The organism is Streptomyces sp. NBC_01450, from assembly GCF_036227505.1.
Lineage (GTDB): Bacteria > Actinomycetota > Actinomycetes > Streptomycetales > Streptomycetaceae > Streptomyces.
The window spans coordinates 4,701,298-4,727,002 of sequence record NZ_CP109480.1 but is presented as its reverse complement, the minus strand read 5'-3'; the positions used below and the strand labels follow the sequence as shown (position 1 = coordinate 4,727,002).

Here is a 25,705-nt window from a genome sequence, read left to right as displayed (position 1 = left end):
TCGTGGCCGACAACCGCCGTTGGTGGGCGCTCGTCGTCATCGCGCTCGCCCAGTTGATGGTCGTCCTCGACATGACCATCGTGAACATCGCCCTGCCCTCCGCCCAGACCGACCTGCACATGTCGGACGGCAACCGGCAGTGGGTCATCACCGCGTACACCCTCGCCTTCGGCGGACTGCTGCTGCTCGGCGGCCGGATCGCCGACCTGGCCGGGCGCCGACTCACCTTCATGATCGGGCTGCTGGGCTTCGCCGCCGCGTCCGCGCTGGGCGGCGCCGCCGTGAACTCCGGGATGCTGTTCGGGGCGCGCGCCCTGCAGGGCGTGTTCGCGGCGCTGCTCGCCCCCGCCGCCCTGTCACTGCTCACGACCACGTTCAGCGACCCCGGGGAACGCGGCAAGGCCTTCGGTGTGTTCGGCGCGATCGTCGGCGCGGGCGCGGCGTTCGGACTGCTCGCGGGCGGCTTCCTCACCCAGTACCTGGACTGGCGCTGGTGCCTGTACGTCAACGTCCCCATCGCCCTGGTCGCGTTCGCGGGCGCTCTGGCGGTGCTGAGCGGCGGCGGCCGCTACGAGGACGCCCGCCTCGACGTGCCGGGCGCGGTGCTCGGATCCGCCGGAATGCTCTCGCTGGTCTACGGCTTCTCGGAGGCGGAGTCGAGGAGCTGGGGAGACGGAATGGTCCTCGGACTGCTGGCCGCCGGGGTCGTGCTGCTCGCCGCGTTCGGGTTCTGGCAGACCCGCGCCCGGGTGCCGCTGCTGCCGATGTCGGTGGTCAGGGACCGGCAGCGGGTCGGGGCGTTCCTCACCATTCTCTTCGTGACCATCGGGATGTTCGGGGTCTTCCTCTTCCTCACCTACTACATGCAGCGCGTGCTCGGGTACTCGCCGATGAAGACCGGGCTCGCCTATCTCCCCATCACCGTCGGCATGATCACCGGCTCCACGCAGGTCGCGGCCCGCCTCCTGAACCGGGTCCCGCCGCGCGCCCTCATCGTCCCCGGGCTGCTGCTGGCCGCCGGCGCGATGGCGATCATCGCGCAGGTCGGGGTGGCACCCGCGTACGCCTCGCACATCCTGCCCGGCATGCTGATGCTCGGCCTCGGCATGGGCACGGCGATGATGACCTCCATCTCGCTGGCCACGGCGAGCGTCGCCCCCCAGGACGCGGGCGCGGCCTCCGCCACCTTCAACACCGCCCAGCAGGTCGGCGGTTCGATCGGTACGGCGCTGCTCAACACGATCGCCGCGAGCGTGACGACCCGGTACGCGACCGCGCACGCGGGCCCCGGCGTCGACCGTCGCGCCCTCGCCTCCCGGGCCGCCGTGCACGGCTTCAACGTGGCCACCTGGTGGGCGATGGGAGCGCTGTTGCTGGCCGCGCTGATCGCCGGGATCGTGGTGGACGCGGACCGGATGCCGGCCCCGCGGGAGCGGCCGGCTCCGCTGCCCGAACCGGTGGACACCAAGGGCTGAACCGGCCCACCGGTGAACGCGTCCCGAGGGGCGCACGGGGCGCCTGACGGGCTGTGACATTTCTGTGGGACCCGACGCTGATGACCACGTGGGCGTCGACACGGCCGACCGTGTCGCACGGTGCGCATTCTGACCGACTCGGTGCGAACGAGGACAGCGTTGGGCCAGGGAGGGGAACCCCGCCGCGTACAGGCGTACGACGGTGAGCTCGGTGCGGCCGTGGCGCGGGCACAGCGGGGGGACGAGGCGGCCTTCGCGCTGGCGTACCGGATCGTGCAGCCCGGACTGCTCGGGTACGTGCGCGGGATCGTCGGGGACGAGGCGGAGGACGTGGCATCCGACGCCTGGCTGGAAATCGCCCGGGACCTCGGGAGGTTCAGGGGGGACGGGGCGGGGTTCCGCGGCTGGACCGCGACCATCGCACGGCACCGCGCGCTCGACCACCTGCGAAGGCAGAAGGTACGGCCCCGGGCGACCGGGCTCGAGAACGACGTCCTGGAACTGCCCGGCACCCACAGCACCAACGACCAGGCGCTGGAGACCCTCTCCACGGAGCGCGCCCTGGAACTGGTCGCGCGGCTGCCCCGCGACCAGGCCGAGGCCGTACTGCTGCGGGTCGTCGTCGGCCTCGACGGCCCCGCCGCCGCCCGCGTCCTGGGCAAACGCACGGGCGCGGTCCGCACCGCCGCCCACCGTGGCCTGAAGCGCCTCGCGCAGCAGCTCGGAGCCGAGGGGGAGCCCGGGATGTGACGCCCAACGGCCACTGGACGCCGGGGGATTCGGCGGGAGCGCCAGGAAGTGGCCGGCCGGGGACGGGCGGCGCCGACCGGGGCGCGAGCTCAAGGAGAAGTAGGGGCCCCGAATGGGCATTTCATGCGGTTGTTCACGTATTGGCCACATTGGTCGGCGACGGCGCGCATCGTCCCGGGCCGGTACACCGCGGAGACGGCCGGGGCCGCCACCCCCCACAGGAGAGGCCCCGGCCGTCGCGCGGTACGGGCCGCGCGGCGACCCGTACTCTCTACAGCGCCGCGGCTGCGTTTTCTGTCACACCTCGCTGTGTCACGAGTTAGTTGCATGCTGTACCAACATGGACGGGGAGTGGTTTCAGGCCGTAACGTGCCATTCGCGCCGGACCGCGGAGCAGGGTCACCCACCCAAGGACCCTGGGACCGCAACCATCAATTGAGTGACCACGATGGCGAGCAACCACGTCCGCGAAAGCGGCGCCGGTTCAGGCGCAGAAGGGGTGCGGGTGCTGGGGGACGACGCGGAGCTGACCGCCGCGGTGCTTGCGGCACAGGACGGGGACGAGACCGCGTTCCGGACTGTGTACCGCTCGGTGCACCCAAGGCTGCTCGGATACGTACGCACGCTGGTCGGCGACCCGGACGCGGAGGACGTCACGTCCGAGGCCTGGCTGCAGATCGCCCGTGATTTGGAGAGGTTCAGCGGAGACGCGGACCGCTTCCGTGGCTGGGCCGCCCGGATCGCGCGCAACCGCGCCCTCGACCACATACGCATGCGCGGGCGCCGCCCCGCGATCGGCGGTGACGAGACCGAGCTGACCGGCAAGGCCGGCGATTCCGACACCGCGGGCGAGGCGATCGAGGCGCTGGCCACCGACAGCACCCTCTCGCTGATCGCCCAGCTCCCTCAGGACCAGGCGGAGGCCGTCGTGCTGCGCGTGGTCGTCGGCCTCGACGCCAAGACCGCGGCCGAGACGCTCGGCAAGCGCCCCGGAGCCGTCCGCACCGCGGCGCACCGCGGTCTCAAGCGGCTCGCGGAGCTGCTCGGCGCGGATCCGGAATCCGCCGGCGGCCTCGGTGCCGTTCCCCCACAACGAGAGTCGCGCACACGCGCGGTGACGTCCGCGGGTGTGACGCATACGCGTTCGCGGACGCAGAAGGACATGTGATGGCCGACGAGCAGGACAAGTGGCTGGACCGTGACGCCGCGGAGCGTCTGCTGCGTGGTGAGCCGCTGGAAGCCGTCGACGCCGACACCCAGGGCCGGGCCAAGCGGCTCGCCGACGCGCTCGGCGCGCTGGCTCCCGAGCCCGCGCCGAGCAGTGCCGAACTCCCCGGCGAGGCGGCCGCGTTGGCCGCGTTCCGACAGGCGCGCGCGGGCCGTGACGGCGAGGTGGCCCAGCTCGGCCGCCGGGGGCGCCCGGGGGCCGCGGCGCACTCCGCCGACGCGGGGCTCGTCCGGCTGGGCCGTCCGGCGCCGGGCAGCCGGGGGACCCGTTGGGGCCGTCCGGTGCGCCTGGGGATCGCCGCCGCGCTGGCCGCGGGGATGATCGGCGGGGTCGCCGTCGCGGCCGGAACCGGAGTGCTGCCGACTCCGTTCCGTGACGACTCGCCGAATCCGGCGGCGACGATTTCCGCGGCGCAGACACCGCGACAGCCGCTCCTGTCACCGTCGCCGGGAGCGTCGAAGGCCTACGGATCCGAGGCGCCGATCCCGGGTGCCACCACGAGCGCGCCGGCCGATGCCGGCTCCGGCGACGACGAGGCCCAGGGTTCCGGCGCGCCGAGCGGACAGCCCAGCTCCTCCGACGCGGGCCGGCCGGCCCGCTCCCGCGAGTGGTGGGCCAGAACACGCGCGTACTGCCGTGACGTGCTGGGCGGCAAGAACCTGGAGTCCGGCCGCAGACGTGTCCTGGTGGACGCGGCGGGCGGCGGCAGGCGCGTGAAGAAGTACTGCAAGGGCGTCCTGGACCAGACGGGCGCCGCCGGGCGCGACGACCGGGGCGGCCAGGACCAGCAGGGTGACAAGGGCTCGGACTCCGGCTCCGGCCAGGGGCTCGGTGGCGGCTCGGGCACCGGGTCCGGTGGCGGGGACAACGGCGGTGACGGCGACGGCCACACAGGCTCGGGCGGCCAGGGCGGCCACCACGGCGGCAACGGGATCCTCGCCCCGTCACCGCACGCGGTCCTCGCGCCGCTGCGGCCGCACGCTTCGCCGTCCTCGACCGCTCCGACGCCGGACGCCGGCTCGACGTACAGCGCGCTGCCGCTGCTGACGGCCCTCTGAGAGAGCTTTCGGCCAACCGGCCCGGGTGCGTTCTGAGCCAAACCGGCTCCCGGAACCCCTCCCATACCCGCTCTGACCTGCGATTTCCTATGCCGTCAGATTTTTTTCCGCCCGGGTGTGACGTTTTCGGCCGCACCGACGCAGTAATGGGTGAGCCGACTGGTCATCGGCCGTTGCACCGAGCCGGGGTTCCCCCCGTACCCGGGCCTGGTGCACATCGGCGCGGGCGGGACACGTTCCCCCGGTCCCGCCCGCGCCCATCAGCCCTCCGGGCCGGCCGTCACCAGTAGACGACGACCTTGTCCCCGTCCCGGACCTGCGCGAACAGCGCCGCGATCTTCCCCTCGTCCCGAACGTTGACGCAGCCGTGCGAGGCGCCGTAGTAGCCGCGGGCCGCGAAGTCGGGGGAGTAGTGGACCGCCTGGCCGCCGCTGAAGAACATCGCGTACGGCATGGACGTGTGGTAGATCGTCGACACGTGGTAGCGCGATTTGAAGTAGACGCTGAAGACCCCTTCGCGGGTCGGCGTGTACTGCGAGCCGAACCGCACGTCCATCTCCGAGACCGTCCTCCCGTCGATCATCCAGCGCAGGGTGCGGCTCGTCTTGCTGACGCACAGCACCCGGCCCGTCATACAGCGCGGGTCGGGCCGCGCGGCGGGCTGTCCGCCGTACGGGTACAACTCCCACGCGGCCGGCTTGTGCGTCATCCCCCGCAGCCGCTGCCAGGTGACGGCGTCCAGCTCGCCGGTCCGCGGCAGCCCGCGCTTGCCCTGGAACCCCTTCACCGCGTCGACCGTGGGGGTGTCGTACGTCCCCGTCGGCGCCGGGATGAGCCAGGCCACCTGGTGCAGCCGGGCCTGGACCTCCCGCACGTCGTTCCCCTTGTCACCGCGGGACCAGAGGACCTTGGGGGCGGCGGACGGTGATGCGCCGCTCGGCTTGTCGTCCCCGGGCGTGGCCGAACGGTCCGTCTTCGAGGCGGACGGCGGCGTCTTCCCCCGCGTGCTCCCGTGCGTGCCGCCCTGGGTGCTCCCCTGCGTGTTCCCGTGTGCGTCCACGGCCTGAGCCGTGCAGCCGCTCACCGCGGCGAGCGCCACGAGGGCGGCCAGCGATCTCCCCATACCAGTCGTACGCATTCCAACCCCCGGTGCGTCGTCGTGTCCCCTGAGATGCTCCCCAGGCGCGCCCGGTTGCGAACGAGGCGCCATCCTGGGGAATGAAGCCTGTGGCGATGAAGCCTGCGGGTGATGAAGCCTGTGAGCAAGGTCCCAGCGCGGTTCTCTCCACCCCGCGCACGGCCGCCGCTACAGTCCGTGGCGGAGGTCGGTCCTACCGGTCGGTAACTTCAGTGGGAGGCACAGCAATGGCGCGCGAGTCGGAGTCCGGACTGCCCATCGAGCCGGTCTACGGGCCCGAGGCTCTGGAGGGCTGGGATCCGGCCGAGAAGCTGGGCGAGCCGGGCGGGTACCCCTTCACCCGTGGTGTGTACCCGTCGATGTACACGGGCCGCCCCTGGACCATGCGTCAGTACGCGGGCTTCGGCACGGCGGTGGAGTCGAACGCGCGCTACAAGCAGCTGATCGCGAACGGCACGATGGGCCTGTCGGTCGCCTTCGACCTGCCCACCCAGATGGGCCACGACTCGGACGCGTCGATCGCGCACGGCGAGGTCGGCAAGGTCGGCGTGGCCATCGACTCGGTGGAGGACATGCGGATCCTGTTCGGCGGCATCCCGCTGGACAAGGTCTCCACGTCGATGACGATCAACGCCCCCGCGGCCCTCCTCCTGCTCATGTACCAGCTGGTGGGGGAGGAGCAGGGCGTCCCGGCCGACCAGCTCACGGGCACGATCCAGAACGACGTGCTCAAGGAGTACATCGCGCGCGGCACGTACATCTTCCCGCCGAAGCCGTCCCTCCGGCTGATCGCGGACATCTTCAAGTACTGCCGGGCCGAGATCCCGAAGTGGAACACGATCTCGATCTCGGGGTACCACATGGCCGAGGCCGGTGCCTCGCCCGCGCAGGAGATCGCGTTCACCCTCGCCGACGGCATCGAGTACGTCCGCACGGCCGTGGCCGCCGGCATGGACGTCGACGACTTCGCCCCCCGTCTGTCCTTCTTCTTCGTCGCTCGTACGACGATCCTGGAGGAGGTCGCCAAGTTCCGCGCCGCCAGGCGCATCTGGGCGCGGGTGATGCGCGAGGAGTTCGGCGCGAAGAACCCCAAGTCGCTGATGCTGCGCTTCCACACCCAGACGGCCGGGGTCCAGCTGACCGCCCAGCAGCCGGAGGTGAACCTGGTGCGCGTCGCGGTCCAGGGCCTGGGCGCGGTCCTCGGCGGCACGCAGTCCCTGCACACCAACTCCTTCGACGAGGCGATCGCGCTCCCGACGGACAAGTCGGCCCGGCTGGCGCTGCGGACGCAACAGGTCCTGGCGTACGAGACGGACGTGACGGCGACGGTCGACCCCTTCGCCGGCTCGTACGTCGTCGAGAAGATGACCGACGACGTCGAGGCGGCCACCGTCGAACTGATGGCGAGGGTCGAGGAGCTGGGCGGCGCGGTGTCCGCCATCGAGCACGGCTTCCAGAAGGGCGAGATCGAGCGCAGCGCGTACCGGATCGCGCAGGAGACCGACTCCGGTGAGCGGGTCGTGGTCGGCGTCAACCGCTTCCAGCTCGACGCGGAGGAGCCCTACGAGCCCCTCCGCGTCGACCCCGCCATCGAGGCCCAGCAGGCCGAACGCCTCACCAGGCTCCGCGCCGAGCGCGACCGGTCGGCGGTGGACGCGGCCCTCGCCGACCTCAGGAAGGCGGCCGAAGGCACGGACAACGTCCTCTACCCCATGAAGGACGCCCTGCGCGCCCGCGCGACGGTGGGCGAGGTGTGCAACGCGTTGCGGGGGGTTTGGGGGACGTATGTGCCGAGCGATGTGTTCTGAGCTGGGCGGTTACTCCGTATGAGTGATCAGGGGCGGAGTTCAATCGGCCCCGGTTACTCTCGTGAAGAGTGAGCCCCTGAAAAGGAGGATGCCGTGGCCGTACTGCAACACGAGCTGACGCTGGGCGAAGCCGCCGAACAGCTCTCCCGTGCACTGCCTGGGCACCGCGTGGAGATTCTCCAGGGGAGGCTCACTGTGACACCGCCGCCGGATGGCCCGCACGGGCGGTCATTGACGAAGTTTTGCAGGGCGTTGGAGCGCGCAGGCATTGAGGGAAGCGGGGCTGAATGGATCCAGGGCATCGGCCTCTGGCTGCCCACGATGCCAGAGGATTTCGCGATCCCCGACCTCTCTGTTGTGGATGAGGACTTCGACGGCGCTCATGTGAAGAAGAACTACTACGCGCCCAATGTCTTCCGCCTCGTCGTCGAAGTGACCTCCTCCAACTGGTCCGACGACCTCGGTCCAAAGGTCGAGTGCTATGCCCAGGCGGGCCTTCCGGTCTACCTCATCGCGGACCGTAAGCACGACGAGGTCCTCCTTTACACCGACCCCACAGACGGCGCGTATGGCGACCCCGAGCGTTTCAAGCGAGGCCAGTCCGTCGCCCTGCCGCCTTCGATCGGTGTCAAGGTCACCTTGGACGTGGACACCCTCCTCGACGGCTGACCGTCCCGCCTCACGAAACTCCGAGGTGGAGTGTCGTACTCTCGTGCGACACTCCACCTCATGCTTGGTGTTATCGACCTCCCGACCTATCTCGCGGGACTCGTGCTGATCGTTCTGCTTCCCGGGCCGAACTCGCTGTACGTGCTGTCCGTCGCCGCCCGCAAGGGCATACGCACGGGATACACGGCCGCCGCGGGTGTCTGGTGCGGGGACACCGTACTGATGACCCTGTCCGCGGCCGGAGTCGCCTCGCTGCTGCAGGCCAACGCCGTGCTGTTCGGGATCGTGAAGTACGCCGGGGCCGGATATCTGACATGGCTGGCGATCGGGATGCTGCGCGCCGCGTGGGGCATGTGGCGGACCCGGCACGAGCGGGTCGCGGAGAACGAGGCGGCCGCGGGGCTGGCCGCCGAGGAGCGGCCCTTCCGGCGGGCGCTGGTGATCAGCCTGTTCAACCCGAAGGCGATCCTGTTCTTCGTCGCCTTCTTCGTGCAGTTCGTGGACCCGGGCTACGCCTACCCGGCCCTCTCCTTCGTCGTCCTCGGCGCCTTCGCCCAGCTCGCCAGCTTCCTGTACCTCACCGCGCTGATCTTCAGCGGGACGAAGCTGGCGGCGGCCTTCCGGCGGCGCAAGCGGCTGTCGGCGGGGGCCACGACCGCGGCGGGCGCCCTGTTCCTGGGCTTCGCCGTGAAGCTCACCCTGGCCAGCGCCTAGGCCAGGTCCTGGGGCAGATCCTGGGACAGGGCCTGGCCGAGGACGCCCAGGCGCGTCGCGTACTCCCGCAGCCCCGAAGCCGTGCCGCCCGCCCACCCCACGTAACCGTCGGGGCGGATCAGGAAGAGACCGGTGCCGTACGACTCGTGTGCCGGGATCCTGGCCGTGGGGACGGGCAGTGCCGGTGCCTGGGTTTCCGGGCCGGCCGCGACCAGGGTCCAGTGGGGGCCGCGGAAGGCGCCGAAGAGGCGTGTTCCGTCGGGGAGGGAGCCGTCCGGGGCGCGGTCGCCGGCCCTGAGGGCGTCCTTGGGCAGTCCCTCGCGGAGGTCCGCCGAAAGTGGCGAGTCCCGGTAGCCCAGGCCGAGTTGGCCCGTCGTCCGCACGCTGCGCCGGGCCTCGCCGCGGTGGATGGCCGTGGACAGGCCGAGCATCCGCGCGGCGACGGGCCGCCGTTCCTCCTCGTAGGAGTCGAGAAGCGCCTCGGGGGCGCCGCCGCGCAGCACCGAGCCCAGTTTCCAGCCCAGGTTGTAGGCGTCCTGGACGCTGGTGTTGAGGCCCTGGCCGCCAGCCGGGGAGTGGATGTGTGCCGCGTCCCCGGAGAGGAAGACCCGCCCCGCGCGGAAGCGGTCCGCCAGCGCCGCCCGCGGACGGAAGTCCGAGGCCCAGCGCACCTCGGTCACGGCCTCGGGGGCGAGGTGCGAGCGGGCGGCGACGACCTTCCGTACGCCCTCCAGGGACAGGTCGAGGTCGGTCCCCTCCGGGAACCGGGCGGCGAGCTGGAAGTCCTCGGTTCCGGCGAGCGGGCAGATCGCCAGGAAGCCGTCGTCGCCGTCCCGCGGCGGGAACACGTGCCAGTGGTCGCGGTCCAGGCCGGTGACGCGGACGTCGGCCACCAGCGCCGGATGCGGGTCGACCGTCTCGCCGGTCATAGCGATCCCGAGCGCGCGCCGCACGGTCGAGCGGCCGCCGTCGGCACCGACGAGGTACCGCGCGCGGACGGGGGCGCCGGAGGCGAACTCGGCCGTCACCCCGTCCCGGTCCTGGGTGACCGCCAGCAGTTCGCGCCCGAAGGCGACGCTCCCGCCCAGTTCCACGAGGCGCGCGAAAAGGATCTCCTGCGTGCGCCACTGCGGCACCATCAACGGCTCGGCGTAGGGCGAGTCGTCGCTCGCCTCGGCCGGGTCGAACATCCGGTGCTCACCCTGACGCTTCCCGTCCTGCCAGATCATCCCGGCCGGGTAGGGGCCACCGGCCGCACGGATCGCGTCGAGTACGCCGAGGTCATCGAAGACCTCCATCGTGCGCGGCTGGATGCCCTTGCCGCGCGACCCGGGGAACAGGCCGTCGGCCCGCTCCACCACGAGCGCGTCCACCCCGCGCCGGGCGAGGTCGACGCCGAGGGCGAGACCGGCGGGGCCCGCGCCCACGATCAGGACGTCCACGTCCACGTCCGCGTTCCGGCCCGCGCTCACGCCCGTGTCCGCCACCTGGGCCGTCATGACTCCACTCTCCTTAACGCTGTTAAGTGCTGGCGTTCTCCAGAGTTGCCTTAACGGTGTTAAGTTGTCAAGCGTGAGCACGGAACGACGAGCGCCGCTCGACCGCAAGCGCGTCGCGGACACCGCCCTGGAACTCCTGAACGAGGTGGGCCTGGAGGGCCTGAGCCTGCGCGCCATCGCCAAGGAGGTGGACGTCAAGGCGCCCGCTCTGTACTGGCACTTCAAGGACAAACAGGCGCTGCTCGACGAGATGGCGACGGAGATGTACCGCCGGATGACCGAGGCGGCGCCGGCGGACCCCGACGCCACCTGGCAGCAGCGGCTCCTGACGGCCAACCGCGCGCTGCGCGCCGCGCTGCTGAGCTACCGCGACGGCGCCAGGGTCTTCAGTGGCTCACGCTTCACCGGCACGCTGCACGCGGTCGAGATGGAAAAGACCCTGCGTCTGTTCACGGACGCGGGCTTCACCCTCGCCCAGGCGGTCCGGGCGGCCACGACGGCCTACCTCTACACCCTCGGGTTCGTCACCGAGGAACAGGGCGTCCAGCCGCTGCCCGGCGAGCGCCGCGAGGGGTACGACGTGGACGACCGCGCCCGCCGGATGGCCGACTTCCCTCTGTCGGCCGCGGCGGGCGCGGAGATCTTCGAGGACTACGACCGGCACTTCGAAGAAGGGCTGGCCCTGGTGATCGCGGGGATCGGGACGCGTTACGGGATCGGCTGAGGCCGGGGCTTCGCCAGCGCCGTGCGCAGTTTCGGCGTCAGCCAGTTCTCGACGTACCGGTTCAGCAGCCAGGCCAGCAGCAGCATGCTCGCCGCCGTCAGCAGGAACGTGGCGTACGACGGGATGTGCAGCCCCTGGTGGAGGGCCTTGATGACGACCCAGCCCAGGTGCTCGTGGACGAGGTAGAAGGGGTACGTCAGCGCGCCCGCGACCGTCAGCCAGCGCCAGTTGGCCCAGCGCAGCCAGCCCAGGGCGATCGCGGCGACGGCGACGTAGCCGAAGGTGACGACGAGGACGATGCCGTAGCTGGTGCGGTAGGAGAAGCCGTTCGCCTGCGGGGCGTGCCACAGCCCCTGCACCGCGTAGTGCTGGCCGATCAGCCAGCTCACCGCCACGATGCCCCAGGCGTACACGTCCTTGCGGTCGCGGTGCACCAGGTAGAGGCCGACGCCGCCGATGAAGTACGGCGCGTACTCGGGCATCAGGACGATGTCCAGCAGCGGCATCTTGGCGCCCTGGGCGATGGCGTAGGCCAGCGTCCAGCCGGCGCAGAACATGATCACGCGGCGGCGGTTCGCGCCGGGCAGCACGATGCACAGCGCGAAGAGGGCGTAGAAGCGGACCTCCGCCCACAGCGTCCAGCACACGCCCAGCACCCGGTCGACGCCGAGCGGATACTGCAGCATCGTCATGTTGACCAGGGTGTCGCTCGGCGAGACCGTCTTGAACGCGACCATCGGCAGCGCGAACACCACCGTCACCAGGATGATGGCGGCCCAGTACGCGGGCAGCAGCCGGGAGGCGCGGGAGGCGAAGAACGAGCGCAGCGGGCGGCCCCAGCCGCTCATGCAGATGACGAAGCCACTGATCACGAAGAACACCTGGACGCCCAGGCAGCCGTACGCGAAGTACCCGTGCAGCACGGGGAACTGGTGGCGCGGCGATGTGCCCCAGGCCTTCGCGACCTCGCCGTCACGCCCGCCGTAGTGGTACGCGGCCACCATCAGCGCGGCGACCAGCCGCAGTCCGTCCAGTGCGCGCAGCCGCGTCTCCCGGGGCTTGGCGGGCTTCGCGGGGGGCGGTGCCTCCGTGGGCGGCAGGACGGTGCGGGCCACGGTGCCCGTGGAGGCCACTTGGACGGCCTCGCGCGAGTCGATCACAGGTTTCCCCTCAGCGGGACTCATGGGACCCACAGCACACTAATCCGATTAATAAGGTTTACCTGGCCGTCCGAACGACGATTCGCCCGACGGCCGGTGCTCGTTCACCTGTACGTCGCTTCGGGTTCCCGGGCCGGCCCACGACGGCCCGGCCCGGGAACCCGATCAGCGACCCACCGCCCGCTTCAGCGAGCGGGCGCGGCGCGCCACCCGGCGCACGGTGGCGTTGCGCGGGATGAACGCCAGCTGCGCCGGGACCGCGCCGGGCAGCGCCAGCGAGGTGAGGCGCTTGCGCTTGAAGTAGCGCCGGGTGTGGTGGTTCAGATGCCGGGTCAGGTAGGCCTCGGTGGCCGGGCGCAGATCCGGGTAGATCTTCGGCTGCATGGCGAAGCCGACGGCCCGGACGAGGTCCGTCAGTTCCGCCACCTCCATGCCCTGGCGCTGCTCGTTGACCGCGGACTCGTCCGTCAGTTCGGGCAGCAGAGCGTCCACGATCGTGACGGGGACGCGGTTGCTGTTCTCGTACGGCGTGAGACGGTCGAGGAGGGGGCCGGTGCCGACGCGGGCGACCGGCAGGCCGTACAGCGCGGACGCGGTGAGCAGCGCGGTGGAGAAGCAGCCGACCACCAGGGCGGGGCGCATCCGCTGGTAGAGCACCTCGGCGAGGACCGGGGTGTCGAGCACGGTGAGGTCGGCGCCGAGCTTCTCGGCCTCCTTCTCCAGCAGGCGCGACCAGCGGGCCGGAGCCGAGGGGTGCGGCTTGAACACCACACGCGTGTGGCCGAGCGCGAGGGCGCCCTTCAGCATCCGTACGTGGAGGTTCTCCTCCTCCTCGGCGGTGAGGATGTCCAGCGCGGAGAGGTACTGGCCGAGCAGGAGGGCCGGTTCGTCGACGAAGGGCAGCTCGTCCCCGGTGTCGACCAGTTCGGCGAGCACCTTCGAGAACGCGTCCGTCGGCACGATCTCCGGCTCGACGCCGAACTCGGTGAGCAGCAGCGGCTTGAGGCCGGGGACGAGGTCCAGGTGGAGCAGACGGGTCACCCGCGTGCCGACCAGCGGGTCGATCTTGTTGCGGGTGGGGCCGTAGCTCATCAGGCCGTCCGCGTACACGGTGACGGGCGCGCCCATGAAGATCTGCGAGATGCCGAGTGCCGGGTTGACCTGGATCGACTCGACGGCCAGCTCGATGTCGTCGTCGCCGAGGTTCCAGGCGAGCCGCAGATGCCGCTCCCAGAGGGGAACGTCGTCGAGCCGCGGGGTCCAGCCGCCGGGGTGGAAGGGGGAGATGGTCTCGTTCCACGAGATCACGTCGTCGAAGCGGCCGCGCAGCTGCTCGAACCCGGGCATCTCGTCGAGGCCGGGCGTCGTCTCGGGCGTCGCCGCGTTGTTGGAGACGAGCAGGACGCGCCGGTCGGCGGGCCGGAAACAGTCGCTGTCCAGGGCCGCGGCGAGCGTGGCCGTGCCGTACAGCGTGGACGCCATGAAGATCTGGGTGGTCACGCGGCCACCCCCGTGGTGGGAGCCGGACGGCGGCGCAGCCGGCGCAGCCGTGTCGCGCGCTGGACGTCCATCGAGTCGAGGGCGTCGTCGAGCACGTCCTGCGGCATGTTCCGCAGGGCGACGGCACTCATCGACTTCAGTTTCCGTGCCACTGCCGGCTCGAACCTTTCGATGGATCCCAGATGATGGGAAATAATCGCGCAATACGTGCGCACGGCCTTGGGCAGGAGTTTTTCCGCGTCGCGGTCCGCGGCGGTTTCCGCCACCACCTGGTCGAACGCGCGAATGAAGTCGAGCTGGCGCACGTCTCCGATCTGGGTGAGAGAGGAGGCCACACCACGCCGGTAGAACACACCGAGAAGCCCCACCGTGGCGAAGGATTCCGCCTCCCGGTGCAGCTTCCAGATCCAGGGCCGGTCCTCGGCCGTCCGCAGGCCGTCGGTGAAGTGCAGCAGCCCCCGGTCGACCAGCCGGCGGTGGTAGATGCCCGCCCAGGCGTAGGCGTAGTCGACGGAGGTGGAGCGGTCGGCGGGCAGTATCGCGTCGCGGGGGTTCAGTACGACTCCGCGCCGGCCGTGCGGGACCCGGTGGATGGTGCGGGCCCGCGCGGTGCACTGGACATGGTCCGTACGGACGAAGTCGCAGCCCAACTGCTCGATGGAGGCGACGAGCTGCTCGTAATAGCCGGGGGCGAGCCAGTCGTCCCCGTCGAGGAACGTGAGGTATTCGCCGTGCGCCGCGTCGATGCCCGTGTTGCGCGCGGTCGCCAGTCCTCCGTTCTTCTCGTGTCTGACATACACCGCGCCCGGGAGCTCGCGCTCCGCGCGCGCGAGAATGTCCGGTGTCTCGTCGCGTGAACAGTCGTCCACGAGAACGAATTCGAAGTCCTTACGCGCGTTCGCGCGCAGGCTCTTCAAGGTGTCGGGTGCATATTGCTGCACGTTGTAGAACGGCACGATGACGGAGAGCTTGACCACCCATGTGACGTTAGGCGGCGGCCCGGCATTCGTCTTGACCGTTGGTGAGATGTCAGGTGAACGACGCGTGGCGAAGCCGTGAACCCAGCTGATTTCCGGCTGGATCGTGGCCCGATTCGCCATTCGTCGATGTGCTGTTAACCGTTTGTTGCATTCAGGTTGGGCCGCAACTCGGAATGGCTTCCTAGCGTCTTGGACGTGCCAGCAAGTACCAGGAAGTCCCTGCGGGTCGCCGTTCTCGCGGATTCCGACACCCGGTGGAAATGGGGTTCGCTCACCGCGAATCGCATTTCACCGGTCGAATCGGACATTCACCTCGACGGTTTTCTCCTGCGTGGCCGAGCCACCCCCACCGCCCGCCAGCTCGAAGAAGTCGGCGTCCGCGCGGATTCCCTCCAAGAGGTCACCGCCGTCGAGTTCCTGCGCGCCATGGAACGGGAGTCGTACGACATCCTCGTCGTCGCCCTCGTGGGCGGCGGTGTGCAGGCGATCCTGCACGGCCTCGCCCACGTATGGGACGGGCGGAGCAAGCGGCCCGTGGTCGTCACCGGCTATGTCGGCGTCGTCTACGAGAAGCTCGCCGACGGCCTGCTGCTGCGGCACGGCGCGGACCTCGTCCTCGCCAACTCCCGCCAGGACGCGGACCGGTTCCGGGCCGTGTACGAGGGAGTGGGCGCCGACGCCTCCTCGGTGACGGAGGTGGCACTGCCCTTCCTGGGCGGCGCCGCCTACGAGAAGCACGACCCGTACACGGTCGTCTTCGCCGCCCAGCCCTCCGTCCCGGAGAACCGCAAGGACCGTACGTACCTGCTGAACCGGCTGATCCAGCACGCCCGCCTCCACCCGGACCGCGAGGTGCTGCTGAAGCTGCGCTCCAAGCCGGGCGAACACACCACGCACATCGAGGAGCTGCCCTACCAGAAGCTGGCGCAGAAGACCGACCTGCCCGCCAACTTCCGGCTGGTGTACGGCCACATGGGCGAGGTGCTCGACCGCACCGACCTGCTGGTCACCATCAGCTCCACGGCGGCCCTGGAGTCCCTGCACCGCCGCATCCCCACCGTCGTCCTCAGCGACCTCGGGGTGCGCGAGGCGCTCGGCAACCACCACTTCGTGGGCTCCGGCTGCCTGGCCTCCTGGGACCAGCTCGACGCCGGGTACGAGCCGGCGCCCGACCCGGCGTGGGTGGCCCGGCAGGGTGTCGCTGCCGACGGCCGGTACGAGACGGCCTTCGACGAGGCGCGCGCCCGGATCACCGGCCTGCTGGCGGCCCCCGGACTGCTGCCCCTCGCCCCCTACTACACGCCCGTCACCGCCCCCGGCTACCTCCCCGGGATCCTCGCCCGCCACCACCTCGCCCCGGACGGCAGCCCGCTGCCCGGCGCCCCCGCGGCCGACAAGGAGCCCAGCCCCGTACGGCAGATCGTCCGCCGGGCGGCCCGCGGCGCCTACCGCCACGGAGTGCAGCGCGTGGCTCCCGTGATCCGGCGGATGGGGGAGCTGTGACCACCGTCGCTCCCTCCGACCCCTCAAGCCTTCCCCGTGTCCCTCGTCAAGGAGAACAGCGCATGACCAACTCGGAAGCGGGTCACGCGGCGCCGGTGCGCCGGGTGCTCGCGGTGATCCCCGCGCGCGGCGGCTCCAAGGGCGTCCCCGCCAAGAACCTCCTCCCGGTCGGCGGAGTGCCACTGGTGGCCCGCGCGGTGCGCGAGTGCAGGGCGACGCGGCTCGTCACGGACGTCGTGGTCTCCACCGACGACCAGGCGATCGCCGCCGCCGCCCGCGAGGCCGGCGCCGAGGTCGTCCTGCGCCCCGCCGCCATCGCCGGCGACACCGCCACCTCCGAGGCCGCCGTCCTGCACGCCATGGACGCCCACGAGGCCCTGCACGGCTCCCCGGTCGACGTCGTCCTGCTCGTCCAGTGCACCAGCCCGTTCATCACGCGGGAGGACATCGACGGGGTCGCCGGGGCGGTCGCCGAGAACGGTGCGGACACCGCGCTGACGGTGGCCAACTTCCACGGCTTCATCTGGCGCGACGCCGCCGACGAGTCCACCGAGGGCGGCAACGGCGTCAACCACGACAAGTCCTTCCGGCCCCGCCGCCAGGACCGGCCCCAGGACTTCCTGGAGACCGGCGCGGCCTACGCCATGGACGCCGCGGGCCTGCGCAAGCACCAGCACCGCTTCTTCGGCCGCACGGAGCTCGTCCGCACCGACCCGGCCCGCGTGCTGGAGATCGACGACCCGCACGACCTCGCCCGCGCCCGCGCGCTGGCCCCCCTCTTCGACGCGAACCGACCCGGTTCGCTGCCGACCGCCGAAGACATCGACGCGGTCGTCCTCGACTTCGACGGCACCCAGACCGACGACAGGGTGCTGATCGACTCCGACGGACGGGAGTTCGTCTCCGTACACCGCGGGGACGGCCTCGGTATCGCCGCCCTCCGCAAGAGCGGGCTGACGATGCTCATCCTGTCCACGGAACAGAACCCGGTGGTCGCCGCCCGGGCCCGGAAGCTCAAGATCCCGGTCCTGCACGGCATCGACCGCAAGGACCTCGCACTGAAGCAGTGGTGCGAGGAGCAGGGCATCGCGCCTGAGCGCGTGCTCTACGTCGGCAACGACGTCAACGACCTCCCGTGCTTCGCCCTCGTGGGCTGGCCCGTGGCGGTCGCGAGCGCCCACGACGTCGTGCGCGGCGCCGCACGCGCGGTCACCACCGTCCCCGGCGGCGACGGCGCGATCCGAGAGATCGCCAGCTGGATCCTCGGCCCTTCTCTCGACTCCCTCGACAAGTAAGGAACTTCTCCACCATGAGCACCAACTCCCGTCTGCGCACGTTCGGTTCGAAGACCGCCGGCCCCGGCCACCCCGTCTACGTCGTCGGCGAGATCGGCATCAACCACAACGGCGAGCTCGAGAACGCCTTCAAGCTGATCGACGCCGCCGCCGAGGCCGGCTGCGACGCCGTCAAGTTCCAGAAGCGCACTCCGGAGATCTGCACCCCGCGCGACCAGTGGGACATCGAGCGCGACACCCCCTGGGGCCGCATGACCTACATCGACTACCGCCACCGCGTGGAGTTCGGTGAGGACGAGTACCGCCAGATCGACGAGTACGCCAAGAGCAAGAACATCGACTGGTTCGCCTCCCCGTGGGACACCGAGGCCGTCGCCTTCCTCGAGAAGTTCGACGTCCCCGCCCACAAGGTCGCCTCCGCCTCCCTGACCGACGACGAGCTGCTGCGCTCCCTGCGCGCCACCGGCCGCACGGTCATCCTCTCCACGGGCATGTCGACCCCGAAGCAGATCCGCCACGCGGTGGAGGTGCTGGGCTCGGACAACATCCTCCTGTGCCACGCCACGTCCACGTACCCGGCGAAGGCCGAGGAGCTCAACCTCCGCGTCATCAACACCCTCCAGGCCGAGTACCCGAACGTCCCGATCGGCTACTCCGGCCACGAGACGGGCCTGCAGACCACCCTCGCCGCGGTCGCCCTCGGCGCCACCTTCGTCGAGCGTCACATCACCCTCGACCGCGCCATGTGGGGCTCGGATCAGGCCGCCTCGGTCGAGCCGCAGGGCCTGACCCGCCTCGTCCGCGACATCCGCACCATCGAGGCCTCCCTCGGCGACGGTGTCAAGAAGGTCTACGAGTCCGAGCTCGGCCCCATGAAGAAGCTGCGCCGCGTCACGGGCGTCGTCGCCGAGTCCGAGATCGCCGCGGCCGCGGGCGAGCCCGTCACGGTCTGAGGTCCTGACCTCCAGAACCCCCCACGCGTTACCTCCCACCTCCCTACGACAACTCCTTACGACAGGACGGTCGTACGTCGATGAGCCCCCGCGCCGGATCCACCGGCCCCCACACTCTCGCCTTCGTCGAGAGTCCGGTACAGCTCCTGAACGTGCTGGAATGGGCACACACGTCTGCCCAACACGGCACGGCGCCCGGCGCGGGGCTCACCCTCGTCGTCCTGTCCCCCAACGACCCGATGACCCGTGGCCAACTGCGCCGCATGGCCGAACTGGCCCGCGACGAGGGCCACTCGGTCCGCTGGGAGGAGGCGCGCGGTGGCACCACGGCGCCCTTCCACACCATCGGCGGTCTCGCCCCGCTGCTGCGCAGGGCCCGCCGCATCGTCATGGGAGACCCGTTCTCCCGCTATGTACAGCTACTCCTGACCATCACCCGCGCCCCCGACCTGGTCGTGGTCGACGACGGAACGGCGACGATGGAGTTCGTCGCCCAGCTCGCCCAGGGCGAACGCCTGGTGCGCTGGCACCGGCGCGGTGGCCGCCCCGGTCCCCGGGACGTGCTGTTCGCCCCCGTCTCCGCCTCGGCCCGCCGCCGTCTCACGCCCGCCAAGGGCCGTACGGTCGAGGTCTTCTCCTCCATGCCCATCGACTCCGTCCCGGACGGTGTGCGAGTCACCGCCAACGACTTCTCCTGGACCCGCGCACGCTTCGGCCCGCCCCGCATCACCAAGGGCGCGGACCTGGTCGGCACCTCCTTGGTCGAGACCGGCGTGGTCGACCCGGACCGCTACCTGGAGGCGGTCCGCGCCCTCGCCAGGACCCACGGCGCGACCCGCTACTTCGCCCACCGCCGCGAGAGCGCCGACAAACTCCACCGGCTGGCCGCGGAGACGGGACTGGAGATCGTCCGTCCCGACCTCCCCCTCGAACTGATCGCCCGCCGTGGCCCCATCGGCCGCACGATCCTCAGCTTTCCCTCGACCGTCGTCCACACCCTGCCGCTGGCCCTGGTCGGCACCGAGGTCCGCGTCGCCGTCTGTGACATCGACCCGGCCTGGCTGACGGAGAACGCCTCTCCGCGCGCCCAGGGTTTCCTGTCCGGGGTGACGGGAACGGCACGGGACGTACACCGGTTGTCGGCGGTGACTTCGGCGTAGGCAGGCCGTGCACCGTCCGGCGAGTCACTACAGGAGACTGATGAAGTCGATCGATCCGGGTTTGAGGTCGAGGTCTCCAGGCTTCGCCGGGCCGTTCTCGTGATCGGCTCCGCGGAGGTGCTGCGGGCACTGCGGGCTCACGGAACGATTGCGTGGTTCCGGATCTCGGCCGGGGTGGATCCGCTGGATTCCCTCGTCCGTCCGCCATGGGTCGTCTGGCGCTACGCCGACCCGCAGGACCGGGTACGCCTGGCGATCCCGCCGGCCGTCGAGACGTTCGAGGGAAACGTCGGGTGGGTCGCGGACGTCTCGGCCGAGAACTGGTACCTCGAGCCACGGAGGGTGCGGGACGAACTCTCCGGAGCCGCTCCGGGGTACCCGGGTGTCCTGTCCGACCTCAAGCACGGGGACCAGGACTTCTGCATCCGTGCCACGCGGGATCTCGAACTTCTCCTGGCAAGGATCGAGAGGCTCCACGACTGAGTGCGCGGCGGCGGCCCGGTCCCGGCGGGACACAGGTACTCACCGGCACCCTGCTGATCGCCGCCGTCGCGCTCGCGGCGGGCTTCGCGATCAGCGTGATGATGCTGCCGATCGTGATTCGCGCGTCGGACGTCGTGCTGCGGCCGGTGCCGGGGACCTTGACCGAAGCGGCCGAAGCGCTCGGCGCACCGTCTGGCACGTCGCCCGGCCCACCGCCCGATCCGGGCTCGCCACCGCCGCCGTTCTCGGCACCGCGCGCGGACTACGGGCAGGGAGCCGGTCAGTGAGGTGCGCGGCTCGCCCGCTGCCCCACGTGCACCGCGAACGCCACCCAGGCGGACGGGGCGACCACGACCATGGGCCCCGTCACGTCTTTCGAGTCCCGGACGGCGACGGTACCGGGGATGTTGCGGGCGACTTCGACGCACTCGCCATTGCCGCTGCTGTGGCTGGACTTGGCGAACTCGAAGTGCGGCACGGCTCACAGCTCCTTGCGGATACGTTCGATCAGGGCGGTGGAATCGCGAAGAGCGAGTCCGCTCCGGGCGATCCGCTCGAATGTGGCGTTGTGGCGCGCGGCGTCGGCCTCGCTCTCCAGCCACAGGGTAGACGAGGTGGTGTCCATGTAGACCACGTCCATCGCGCCGGACTCGGCGAACGAGACGACACTGAAGGCACTGGTCATCCCGGGATGGGAACCGGCGAGAAAGGGGAGCACCTGAAGCCTGACATTGGGCAGACGGGACGCCTCCGCCAGGTGCGCCAGTTGTACGCGCATGACCTCGCGGCCGCCGACAAGCTGGCGCAGTGCGCCCTCGCCCACGGGGCTGTCCGACCCCGTCAACGGATCAGGGTCCCTGGATCGTCCCCTCGCCCCTCCGGGCGCGGACCTCGGCGGCCGCTCGGGGCCGGGTCGACAGGGAGTGGTGTCCAGGCGTCCTTGCGCATGATCTTGCTCAGGTCTGTGGGACCGTAGGGCACGGGAATGGGCTCGGACACCCCGAGCGTTCCCCTATGGGAGTTCGCGGGCAGCCCCGGCGGACTGGATCGAGAGAGGGTCGGCGGCCCGTATCAAGGGCTCGCGTCGATCCGTCGTCACAGGCCGTCACCGTAGTCGGCCGTCGCCCCGGTCGTGGCAGTCGGTCTTCGGTCCGGATGCGGCTCGGGCGGGATGTGAATACCGTCTGGCTCAAGATCCCATCGTCCGGAAAGACGGGCGAGCTTACCCATCCCCCCTGAAACCTATGCGTCGCGTGGCCAAGTTTCTTCCCCTGACGGGCTGAAGTTTTGTTGATCGTGGGTCAGTTGGCCACCCCGTCGCCCTACCCTTCAAAGGGTGAACCAATTGATGTCCCGAGAGTATGAGGCCGATGTCCCCGGGGGAGCAGCGCTCCCCGGCGCCCTGTCCGACGCCCTGCGTGCCGAGCTGATCGCGTTCCGTCGCGACATGCACATGCACCCGGAGCTGGGCAACCAGGAGTTCCGCACCACCGCGGCACTCAAGGCACGCCTGGAGCAGGCGGGCCTCAAGCCCCGCGTGCTCGACATCGGGACCGGGCTCATCTGTGACATCGGGCTCGACGCCGGTGAAGGCGACGGGGACGGGGAACGGGCCGGCGTGCGGACGGGCGCACGGGACGGTGCGGTCGACGGCGGACGCGGCATGCTCGCCCTGCGCGCCGACATCGACGCGCTGCCCATCCCGGACACGAAGAGTGACTGCGAATACCGCTCGACCGTGCCCGGCCGCGCGCACGCCTGCGGCCACGACGTGCACACGACCGTCGTCCTCGGCGCCGGGCTCGTCCTCGCCGAGCTGCACCGCCAGGGGCTGCTGCCGCATCCCGTACGACTGATCTTCCAGCCCGCCGAAGAGGTCCTGCCCGGGGGCGCGCCCGACGCCATCGAGTCCGGAGTGCTGGACGGCGTGGGGCGGATCATCGGCGTGCACTGCGACCCGAAGGTCGACGCCGGGCGGATCGGACTGCGCCACGGTCCCATCACCTCCGCCTGCGACCGGCTGGAAGTCTCACTCGACGGCGCCGGCGGCCACACCGCGCGCCCCCACCTCACCACCGACCTCGTCACCGCCGCCGCGCGTGTCGTCACCGACGTGCCGTCCCTCGTGGCTCGGCGTGTGGACGCCCGCAGTGGACTCGCGGTGACCTGGGGACGGATCGAGTCCGGGCACGCCTGCAACGTCATCCCGCAGCACGCCGAGCTCTCCGGGACCGTGCGCTGCCTCGACCTCGACGCCTGGCGACAGGCGCCCGACCTGGTGCACGCGGCCATCGACGAGATCGCGAACCTGTACCGCGCCAAGTCCGAGATCAACTACATCCGGGGCGTCCCGCCGGTCGTCAACGACCCGGCCGTCACGGAGCTCCTCCACGAGGCCATGACCTCGCGGCGCGGCCCGCACTCCGTCGAGGACACCGAGCAGAGCCTCGGCGGCGAGGACTTCTCCTGGTACCTGGAGCACGTGCCCGGCGCCATGGCCCGCCTCGGCGTCCGTACGCCGGGCGAGCGCACCACCCGTGACCTGCACCGCGGCGACTTCGACGCGGACGAGTCGGCCATCACGGCCGGAGTCGAGCTCTTCACCGCGGCGGCCCTGCTGGACGCGATCCGCTAGGCCCTGTCGCAGATGGCGCGCAAGTGACGTAGGGGCGCTCCGAAGGTCGACCCGGGCGATACGGTCATCGACCTGGTCGATGCCCCGATCGGCACCCCTTCGTCCGCTTGCGTCACCCGGGCGTAACGGCCGGCGCGCAAACGTAACCCGGCGGCGGCACGGTTCGATAACGGCCACGAGAAACACCGTTCCCCTCCCCTTCTACGCGCGTTACTGTGCGCCGAAATCGCTGCGTCGGCGGCGTGTTGGGGAAGCGGACCGGCGACGGCCGTGGGGATGAAGGGTGCTTGCTGTGCGTCTGATGTCTCGGAGGACCAGGTTCTCCCAAGCAGCGGTGGCCGTCTCGGTCATCGCCCTCGCGGCGGTCGGTTGTGGCAAGTCGAGCACCGACGCGAACAGCGACTCGAACAAGAGCTCGTCCAAGGGCTCGTCGGGCTACACCGGCAAGGGCATCGGTCTCGCGTACGACATCGGCGGCAAGGGCGACCAGTCCTTCAACGACGCCGCGTACGCCGGGTTCCAGAAGGCCGAGACCGAGTTCAAGATCAGCGGCCGGGACCTCGAGCCGACCGACGGCGAGTCGGACGCCGACAAGGTGCAGCGCCTGGAGCAGCTCGCCAAGACCGGCTACAACCCGGTGATCGGCGTCGGCTTCGCCTACGCGCCGGCCATCAAGACGGTCGCCGCGAAGTACCCGAAGATCACCTTCGGCATCATCGACGACGAGCAGGACAAGGCGGCCAACGTCGCCGACATGGTGTTCTCCGAGGAGCAGTCCTCCTACCTGGCGGGCGTGGCCGCGGCCAAGGCGACCAAGAAGAACCACATCGGCTTCATCGGCGGCGTGGACATCCCTCTCATCCACAAGTTCGAGGCGGGCTTCGACCAGGGCGCGAAGTCGGTCAACCCGAGCATCAAGATCGAGTCGCAGTACCTGACGCAGACCCCCGCCGAGGGCGGCTTCTCCAGCCCCGACAAGGGCAAGGACGCGGCGGCCGGCCAGATCGAGAAGGGCGCCGACGTGGTCTACCACGCGGCGGGCCTGTCCGGTCAGGGCGTGATCTCCGAGGCCGCCTCCAAGAAGGTGTGGGCCATCGGCGTCGACTCCGACCAGTACGCGCAGTCGGCGCTCGCCAAGTACAAGGACTACATCCTCGGCTCGGCGCTGAAGAACGTCGGCGGCGCGGTCTACAACCTGGTGAAGTCGGTCGTGGACGGCAAGCCCCTCACGGGCGTCGTGCGCGGTGACCTGAAGTCCGGCGGTGTCGGCTTCGCGGACACCAACCCGAAGTACAAGGCCATGACGGACGTCGTCGCGGCCGTGGACAAGGCCAAGCAGGACATCATCGACGGCAAGGTCACCGTCAACACGAAGTAACTCCGTCAGTCAGGCGGAGCAACTCCGTCGGTCAGGCAGACATCAACGACGCCCCGCCCCCGGACGCGCCCCCACGGGCACGCCGGGGGCGGGGCGCTGTCACGACACGGACGCGGCCATGACCGGCGTACCCCGGGATGTACTCCTGAGGGGCGGGTGTCCGTAGTAAGGGCGTGGGAGAGAGAGCCGGGTTACGGATATCCCTGAGGGCCCGTTCTGTGGGCCCGTCCCGCAGGTTCTGCCCACTGCGCGCCGCCGCTCTCCCGCACCCCCATACCCTCGCCCAGCCCCCTCCCCCTTTGCCTCCCGCAAGCGCCCCGCCGCATTCCGTAATCTGGACGGCAGCTGCGGCCACAGGTCGGTAACGGACCGGACAGAAGGGGTTTTCCGTCTGGTCTACGCGCGTTACGCTGCGGCGGAACCAGCGCCTGGTTTGGGCGCTTGCACAAAGGAGTCAAGTTCCATGCGCCGGGTGTCCCGAATCACAGTTGCGGGCGTTGCGACCGCTACCCTCGCCGTTGCTCTCTCCGCCTGTGGCGGAACGTCCAGCGACGCCACCAGCTCCAGCTCCAGCGGCGGCAAGTCCAAGGGTCTCGCCCTCGCCTACGACGTCGGCGGCAAGGGTGACCAGTCCTTCAATGATGCCGCCACCGTCGGCATGACGAAGGCCGACAAGGAGTTCGGCTACACCTCGCAGGCCGTCGAGCCGACCGACGGTGAGTCGGACGCCGACAAGGTGCAGCGCCTCGAGCAGCTCGCCAAGCAGGGCTTCAACCCGGTGATCGGCGTCGGCTTCGCCTACGCGCCGGCCGTCAAGGAGGTCGCGGCGAAGTACCCGAAGATCACCTTCGGCATCATCGACGACGAGCAGGACAAGGCGGCCAACATTGCCGACCTGGTCTTCCACGAGGAGCAGGCCTCCTACCTCGCCGGTGTCGCCGCCGCCAAGACCACCAAGTCGAACACCGTCGGCTTCATCGGCGGCGTGGACGTGCCGCTGATCCACAAGTTCGAGGCGGGCTTCAAGCAGGGCGTCACCGACACCAAGAAGGGTGTCAAGGTCAAGTCGCAGTACCTGACCGAGACCGCCGCCGAGGGCGGCTTCTCCAGCCCGGACAAGGGTGCGAGCGCCGCGCAGGGCCAGATCGACGCCGGCGCCGACGTCGTCTACGCCGCCGCGGGTCTGTCCGGCCAGGGTGTCATCCAGACCGCGGCCAAGGACAAGGTCTGGGCCATCGGCGTGGACTCCGACCAGTACAAGCAGGACGCGCTGGCGAAGTACAAGGACGCCATCCTGACCTCGGCCATGAAGGACGTCGCCGGGGCCGTGTACAACCTGGCGAAGTCGGTGCACGACGGCAAGCCGGAGACCGGTGTCGTCCGCGCCAGCCTCGCCACCGGCGGTGTCAGCCTCGCCGACTCCAACCCGGTGTTCAAGAACAACGCCGACCTGCAGGCCGCGCTGAAGAAGGCCGAGGCGGGCATCAAGGACGGCTCGATCACGGTCAAGACCTCCTGAACGCGCTCATGACTCCCGGCCAAGGTCAAGACGTCATCACCGGGCGATAAACACTCGCCATCACTGGACGTCGAAA

At 70.4% G+C, this 25,705-nt stretch carries 24 protein-coding genes; 17 read left to right on the top strand and 7 right to left on the bottom strand.

From position 1 onward, the window contains the following. Positions 1 to 2: 2 nt before the first annotated feature. From OG568_RS21015 to OG568_RS21000, 4 genes are all read left to right on the top strand, one after another. Positions 3 to 1,475 (top strand): MFS transporter, encoded by a 1,473-nt coding sequence (locus tag OG568_RS21015; RefSeq protein WP_329532705.1) that lies wholly within the window; start codon positions 3 to 5, stop codon positions 1,473 to 1,475. Between the two features lie 159 nt (positions 1,476 to 1,634). Further along, positions 1,635 to 2,225, top strand: coding sequence for an RNA polymerase sigma factor (locus OG568_RS21010; RefSeq protein ID WP_329536402.1), 591 nt, complete (start codon positions 1,635 to 1,637; stop codon positions 2,223 to 2,225). Positions 2,226 to 2,730: 505 nt separating this feature from the next. After that, a complete protein-coding gene (locus tag OG568_RS21005; RefSeq protein ID WP_266438086.1) occupies positions 2,731 to 3,393 on the top strand; it encodes an RNA polymerase sigma factor in 663 nt (220 codons plus the stop codon). Beyond that, positions 3,393 to 4,511 carry a hypothetical protein gene (locus OG568_RS21000; RefSeq protein ID WP_329532704.1) on the top strand — a complete coding sequence of 373 codons (1,119 nt, stop codon included), beginning with the start codon at positions 3,393 to 3,395 and terminating at the stop codon, positions 4,509 to 4,511. Before OG568_RS21005 ends, OG568_RS21000 begins: the two co-directional genes overlap by 1 nt. A gap of 280 nt (positions 4,512 to 4,791) precedes the next feature. On the opposite strand, the gene OG568_RS20995 is transcribed toward OG568_RS21000, so the two are convergent. Next, on the bottom strand, positions 4,792 to 5,649 hold the full coding sequence (locus tag OG568_RS20995) for a L,D-transpeptidase family protein (RefSeq protein WP_329532703.1): 858 nt from the start codon (positions 5,647 to 5,649) through the stop codon (positions 4,792 to 4,794). Between the two features lie 227 nt (positions 5,650 to 5,876). Between OG568_RS20995 and OG568_RS20990 the strand changes: the two genes are divergently transcribed. The 3 genes from OG568_RS20990 (at position 5,877) to leuE (ending at position 8,840) form a co-directional block, all read left to right on the top strand. After that, a complete protein-coding gene (locus OG568_RS20990) occupies positions 5,877 to 7,457 on the top strand; it encodes an acyl-CoA mutase large subunit family protein (RefSeq protein WP_329532702.1) in 1,581 nt (526 codons plus the stop codon). A gap of 93 nt (positions 7,458 to 7,550) precedes the next feature. Continuing rightward, positions 7,551 to 8,126, top strand: coding sequence for a Uma2 family endonuclease (locus tag OG568_RS20985; RefSeq protein ID WP_329532701.1), 576 nt, complete (start codon positions 7,551 to 7,553; stop codon positions 8,124 to 8,126). A 60-nt stretch (positions 8,127 to 8,186) separates the two neighbouring features. Continuing rightward, complete coding sequence (gene leuE, locus OG568_RS20980; RefSeq protein WP_329532700.1) at positions 8,187 to 8,840, top strand: leucine efflux protein LeuE; 654 nt, start codon at positions 8,187 to 8,189, stop codon at positions 8,838 to 8,840. Here the strand turns inward: leuE and OG568_RS20975 are convergent. Further along, a complete protein-coding gene (locus OG568_RS20975) occupies positions 8,837 to 10,339 on the bottom strand; it encodes an FAD-dependent oxidoreductase (protein ID WP_329532699.1) in 1,503 nt (500 codons plus the stop codon). The genes leuE and OG568_RS20975 overlap by 4 nt on opposite strands. 73 nt (positions 10,340 to 10,412) lie before the next feature. Between OG568_RS20975 and OG568_RS20970 the strand changes: the two genes are divergently transcribed. Then, positions 10,413 to 11,063 (top strand): TetR/AcrR family transcriptional regulator, encoded by a 651-nt coding sequence (locus OG568_RS20970; RefSeq protein WP_329532698.1) that lies wholly within the window; start codon positions 10,413 to 10,415, stop codon positions 11,061 to 11,063. Here OG568_RS20970 and OG568_RS20965 read toward each other — a convergent pair. The 3 genes from OG568_RS20965 to OG568_RS20955 form a co-directional block, all read right to left on the bottom strand. Next, on the bottom strand, positions 11,048 to 12,247 hold the full coding sequence (locus OG568_RS20965; protein WP_434481846.1) for an acyltransferase family protein: 1,200 nt from the start codon (positions 12,245 to 12,247) through the stop codon (positions 11,048 to 11,050). The genes OG568_RS20970 and OG568_RS20965 overlap by 16 nt on opposite strands. A gap of 141 nt (positions 12,248 to 12,388) precedes the next feature. Then, positions 12,389 to 13,723 carry an alpha-2,8-polysialyltransferase family protein gene (locus OG568_RS20960; RefSeq protein ID WP_329532697.1) on the bottom strand — a complete coding sequence of 445 codons (1,335 nt, stop codon included), beginning with the start codon at positions 13,721 to 13,723 and terminating at the stop codon, positions 12,389 to 12,391. After that, on the bottom strand, positions 13,720 to 14,700 hold the full coding sequence (locus OG568_RS20955) for a glycosyltransferase family 2 protein (RefSeq protein WP_266436710.1): 981 nt from the start codon (positions 14,698 to 14,700) through the stop codon (positions 13,720 to 13,722). The genes OG568_RS20960 and OG568_RS20955 overlap by 4 nt, the downstream gene beginning before the upstream one ends. Positions 14,701 to 14,898: 198 nt before the next feature. Here OG568_RS20955 and OG568_RS20950 point away from each other — a divergent pair, with 198 nt between their 5' ends. The 6 genes from OG568_RS20950 to OG568_RS20925 all read left to right on the top strand — a co-directional run bounded on the left by OG568_RS20950 (position 14,899) and on the right by OG568_RS20925 (position 20,384). Then, complete coding sequence (locus OG568_RS20950; RefSeq protein WP_329532695.1) at positions 14,899 to 16,206, top strand: DUF6716 putative glycosyltransferase; 1,308 nt, start codon at positions 14,899 to 14,901, stop codon at positions 16,204 to 16,206. A 62-nt stretch (positions 16,207 to 16,268) separates the two neighbouring features. After that, a complete protein-coding gene (locus tag OG568_RS20945; protein ID WP_266436706.1) occupies positions 16,269 to 17,501 on the top strand; it encodes an N-acylneuraminate cytidylyltransferase in 1,233 nt (410 codons plus the stop codon). 14 nt (positions 17,502 to 17,515) lie between these two features. Next, the gene (locus OG568_RS20940) at positions 17,516 to 18,454 is read left to right on the top strand and encodes an N-acetylneuraminate synthase family protein (protein WP_266585155.1); all 939 of its coding nucleotides are present in this window, start codon (positions 17,516 to 17,518) and stop codon (positions 18,452 to 18,454) included. An 80-nt stretch (positions 18,455 to 18,534) separates the two neighbouring features. Further along, the gene (locus OG568_RS20935) at positions 18,535 to 19,614 is read left to right on the top strand and encodes a hypothetical protein (protein WP_266585157.1); all 1,080 of its coding nucleotides are present in this window, start codon (positions 18,535 to 18,537) and stop codon (positions 19,612 to 19,614) included. A gap of 99 nt (positions 19,615 to 19,713) precedes the next feature. Continuing rightward, on the top strand, positions 19,714 to 20,097 hold the full coding sequence (locus OG568_RS20930; RefSeq protein WP_329532693.1) for a hypothetical protein: 384 nt from the start codon (positions 19,714 to 19,716) through the stop codon (positions 20,095 to 20,097). A 98-nt stretch (positions 20,098 to 20,195) separates the two neighbouring features. Continuing rightward, positions 20,196 to 20,384, top strand: a complete 189-nt coding sequence (locus tag OG568_RS20925) for a hypothetical protein (protein WP_329532692.1) — start codon at positions 20,196 to 20,198, stop codon at positions 20,382 to 20,384. Here the strand turns inward: OG568_RS20925 and OG568_RS20920 are convergent. Both OG568_RS20920 and OG568_RS20915 read right to left on the bottom strand, forming a co-directional pair. Then, on the bottom strand, positions 20,378 to 20,575 hold the full coding sequence (locus OG568_RS20920; RefSeq protein ID WP_329532691.1) for a DUF397 domain-containing protein: 198 nt from the start codon (positions 20,573 to 20,575) through the stop codon (positions 20,378 to 20,380). The two genes, OG568_RS20925 and OG568_RS20920, sit on opposite strands and share 7 nt — an antisense overlap. A 3-nt stretch (positions 20,576 to 20,578) precedes the next feature. Next, complete coding sequence (locus OG568_RS20915) at positions 20,579 to 20,941, bottom strand: DUF5753 domain-containing protein (RefSeq protein WP_329532690.1); 363 nt, start codon at positions 20,939 to 20,941, stop codon at positions 20,579 to 20,581. Between the two features lie 504 nt (positions 20,942 to 21,445). Between OG568_RS20915 and OG568_RS20910 the strand changes: the two genes are divergently transcribed. The 3 genes from OG568_RS20910 to OG568_RS20900 all read left to right on the top strand — a co-directional run bounded on the left by OG568_RS20910 (position 21,446) and on the right by OG568_RS20900 (position 25,629). Next, positions 21,446 to 22,732 (top strand): amidohydrolase, encoded by a 1,287-nt coding sequence (locus tag OG568_RS20910; protein WP_329532688.1) that lies wholly within the window; start codon positions 21,446 to 21,448, stop codon positions 22,730 to 22,732. 301 nt (positions 22,733 to 23,033) lie between these two features. Then, entirely contained in the window at positions 23,034 to 24,110 is a 1,077-nt protein-coding gene (locus OG568_RS20905) for a BMP family lipoprotein (protein WP_329532687.1), read from the top strand. 463 nt (positions 24,111 to 24,573) lie between these two features. Further along, positions 24,574 to 25,629 (top strand): BMP family lipoprotein, encoded by a 1,056-nt coding sequence (locus OG568_RS20900; protein ID WP_329532686.1) that lies wholly within the window; start codon positions 24,574 to 24,576, stop codon positions 25,627 to 25,629. Positions 25,630 to 25,705 lie beyond the last annotated feature (76 nt).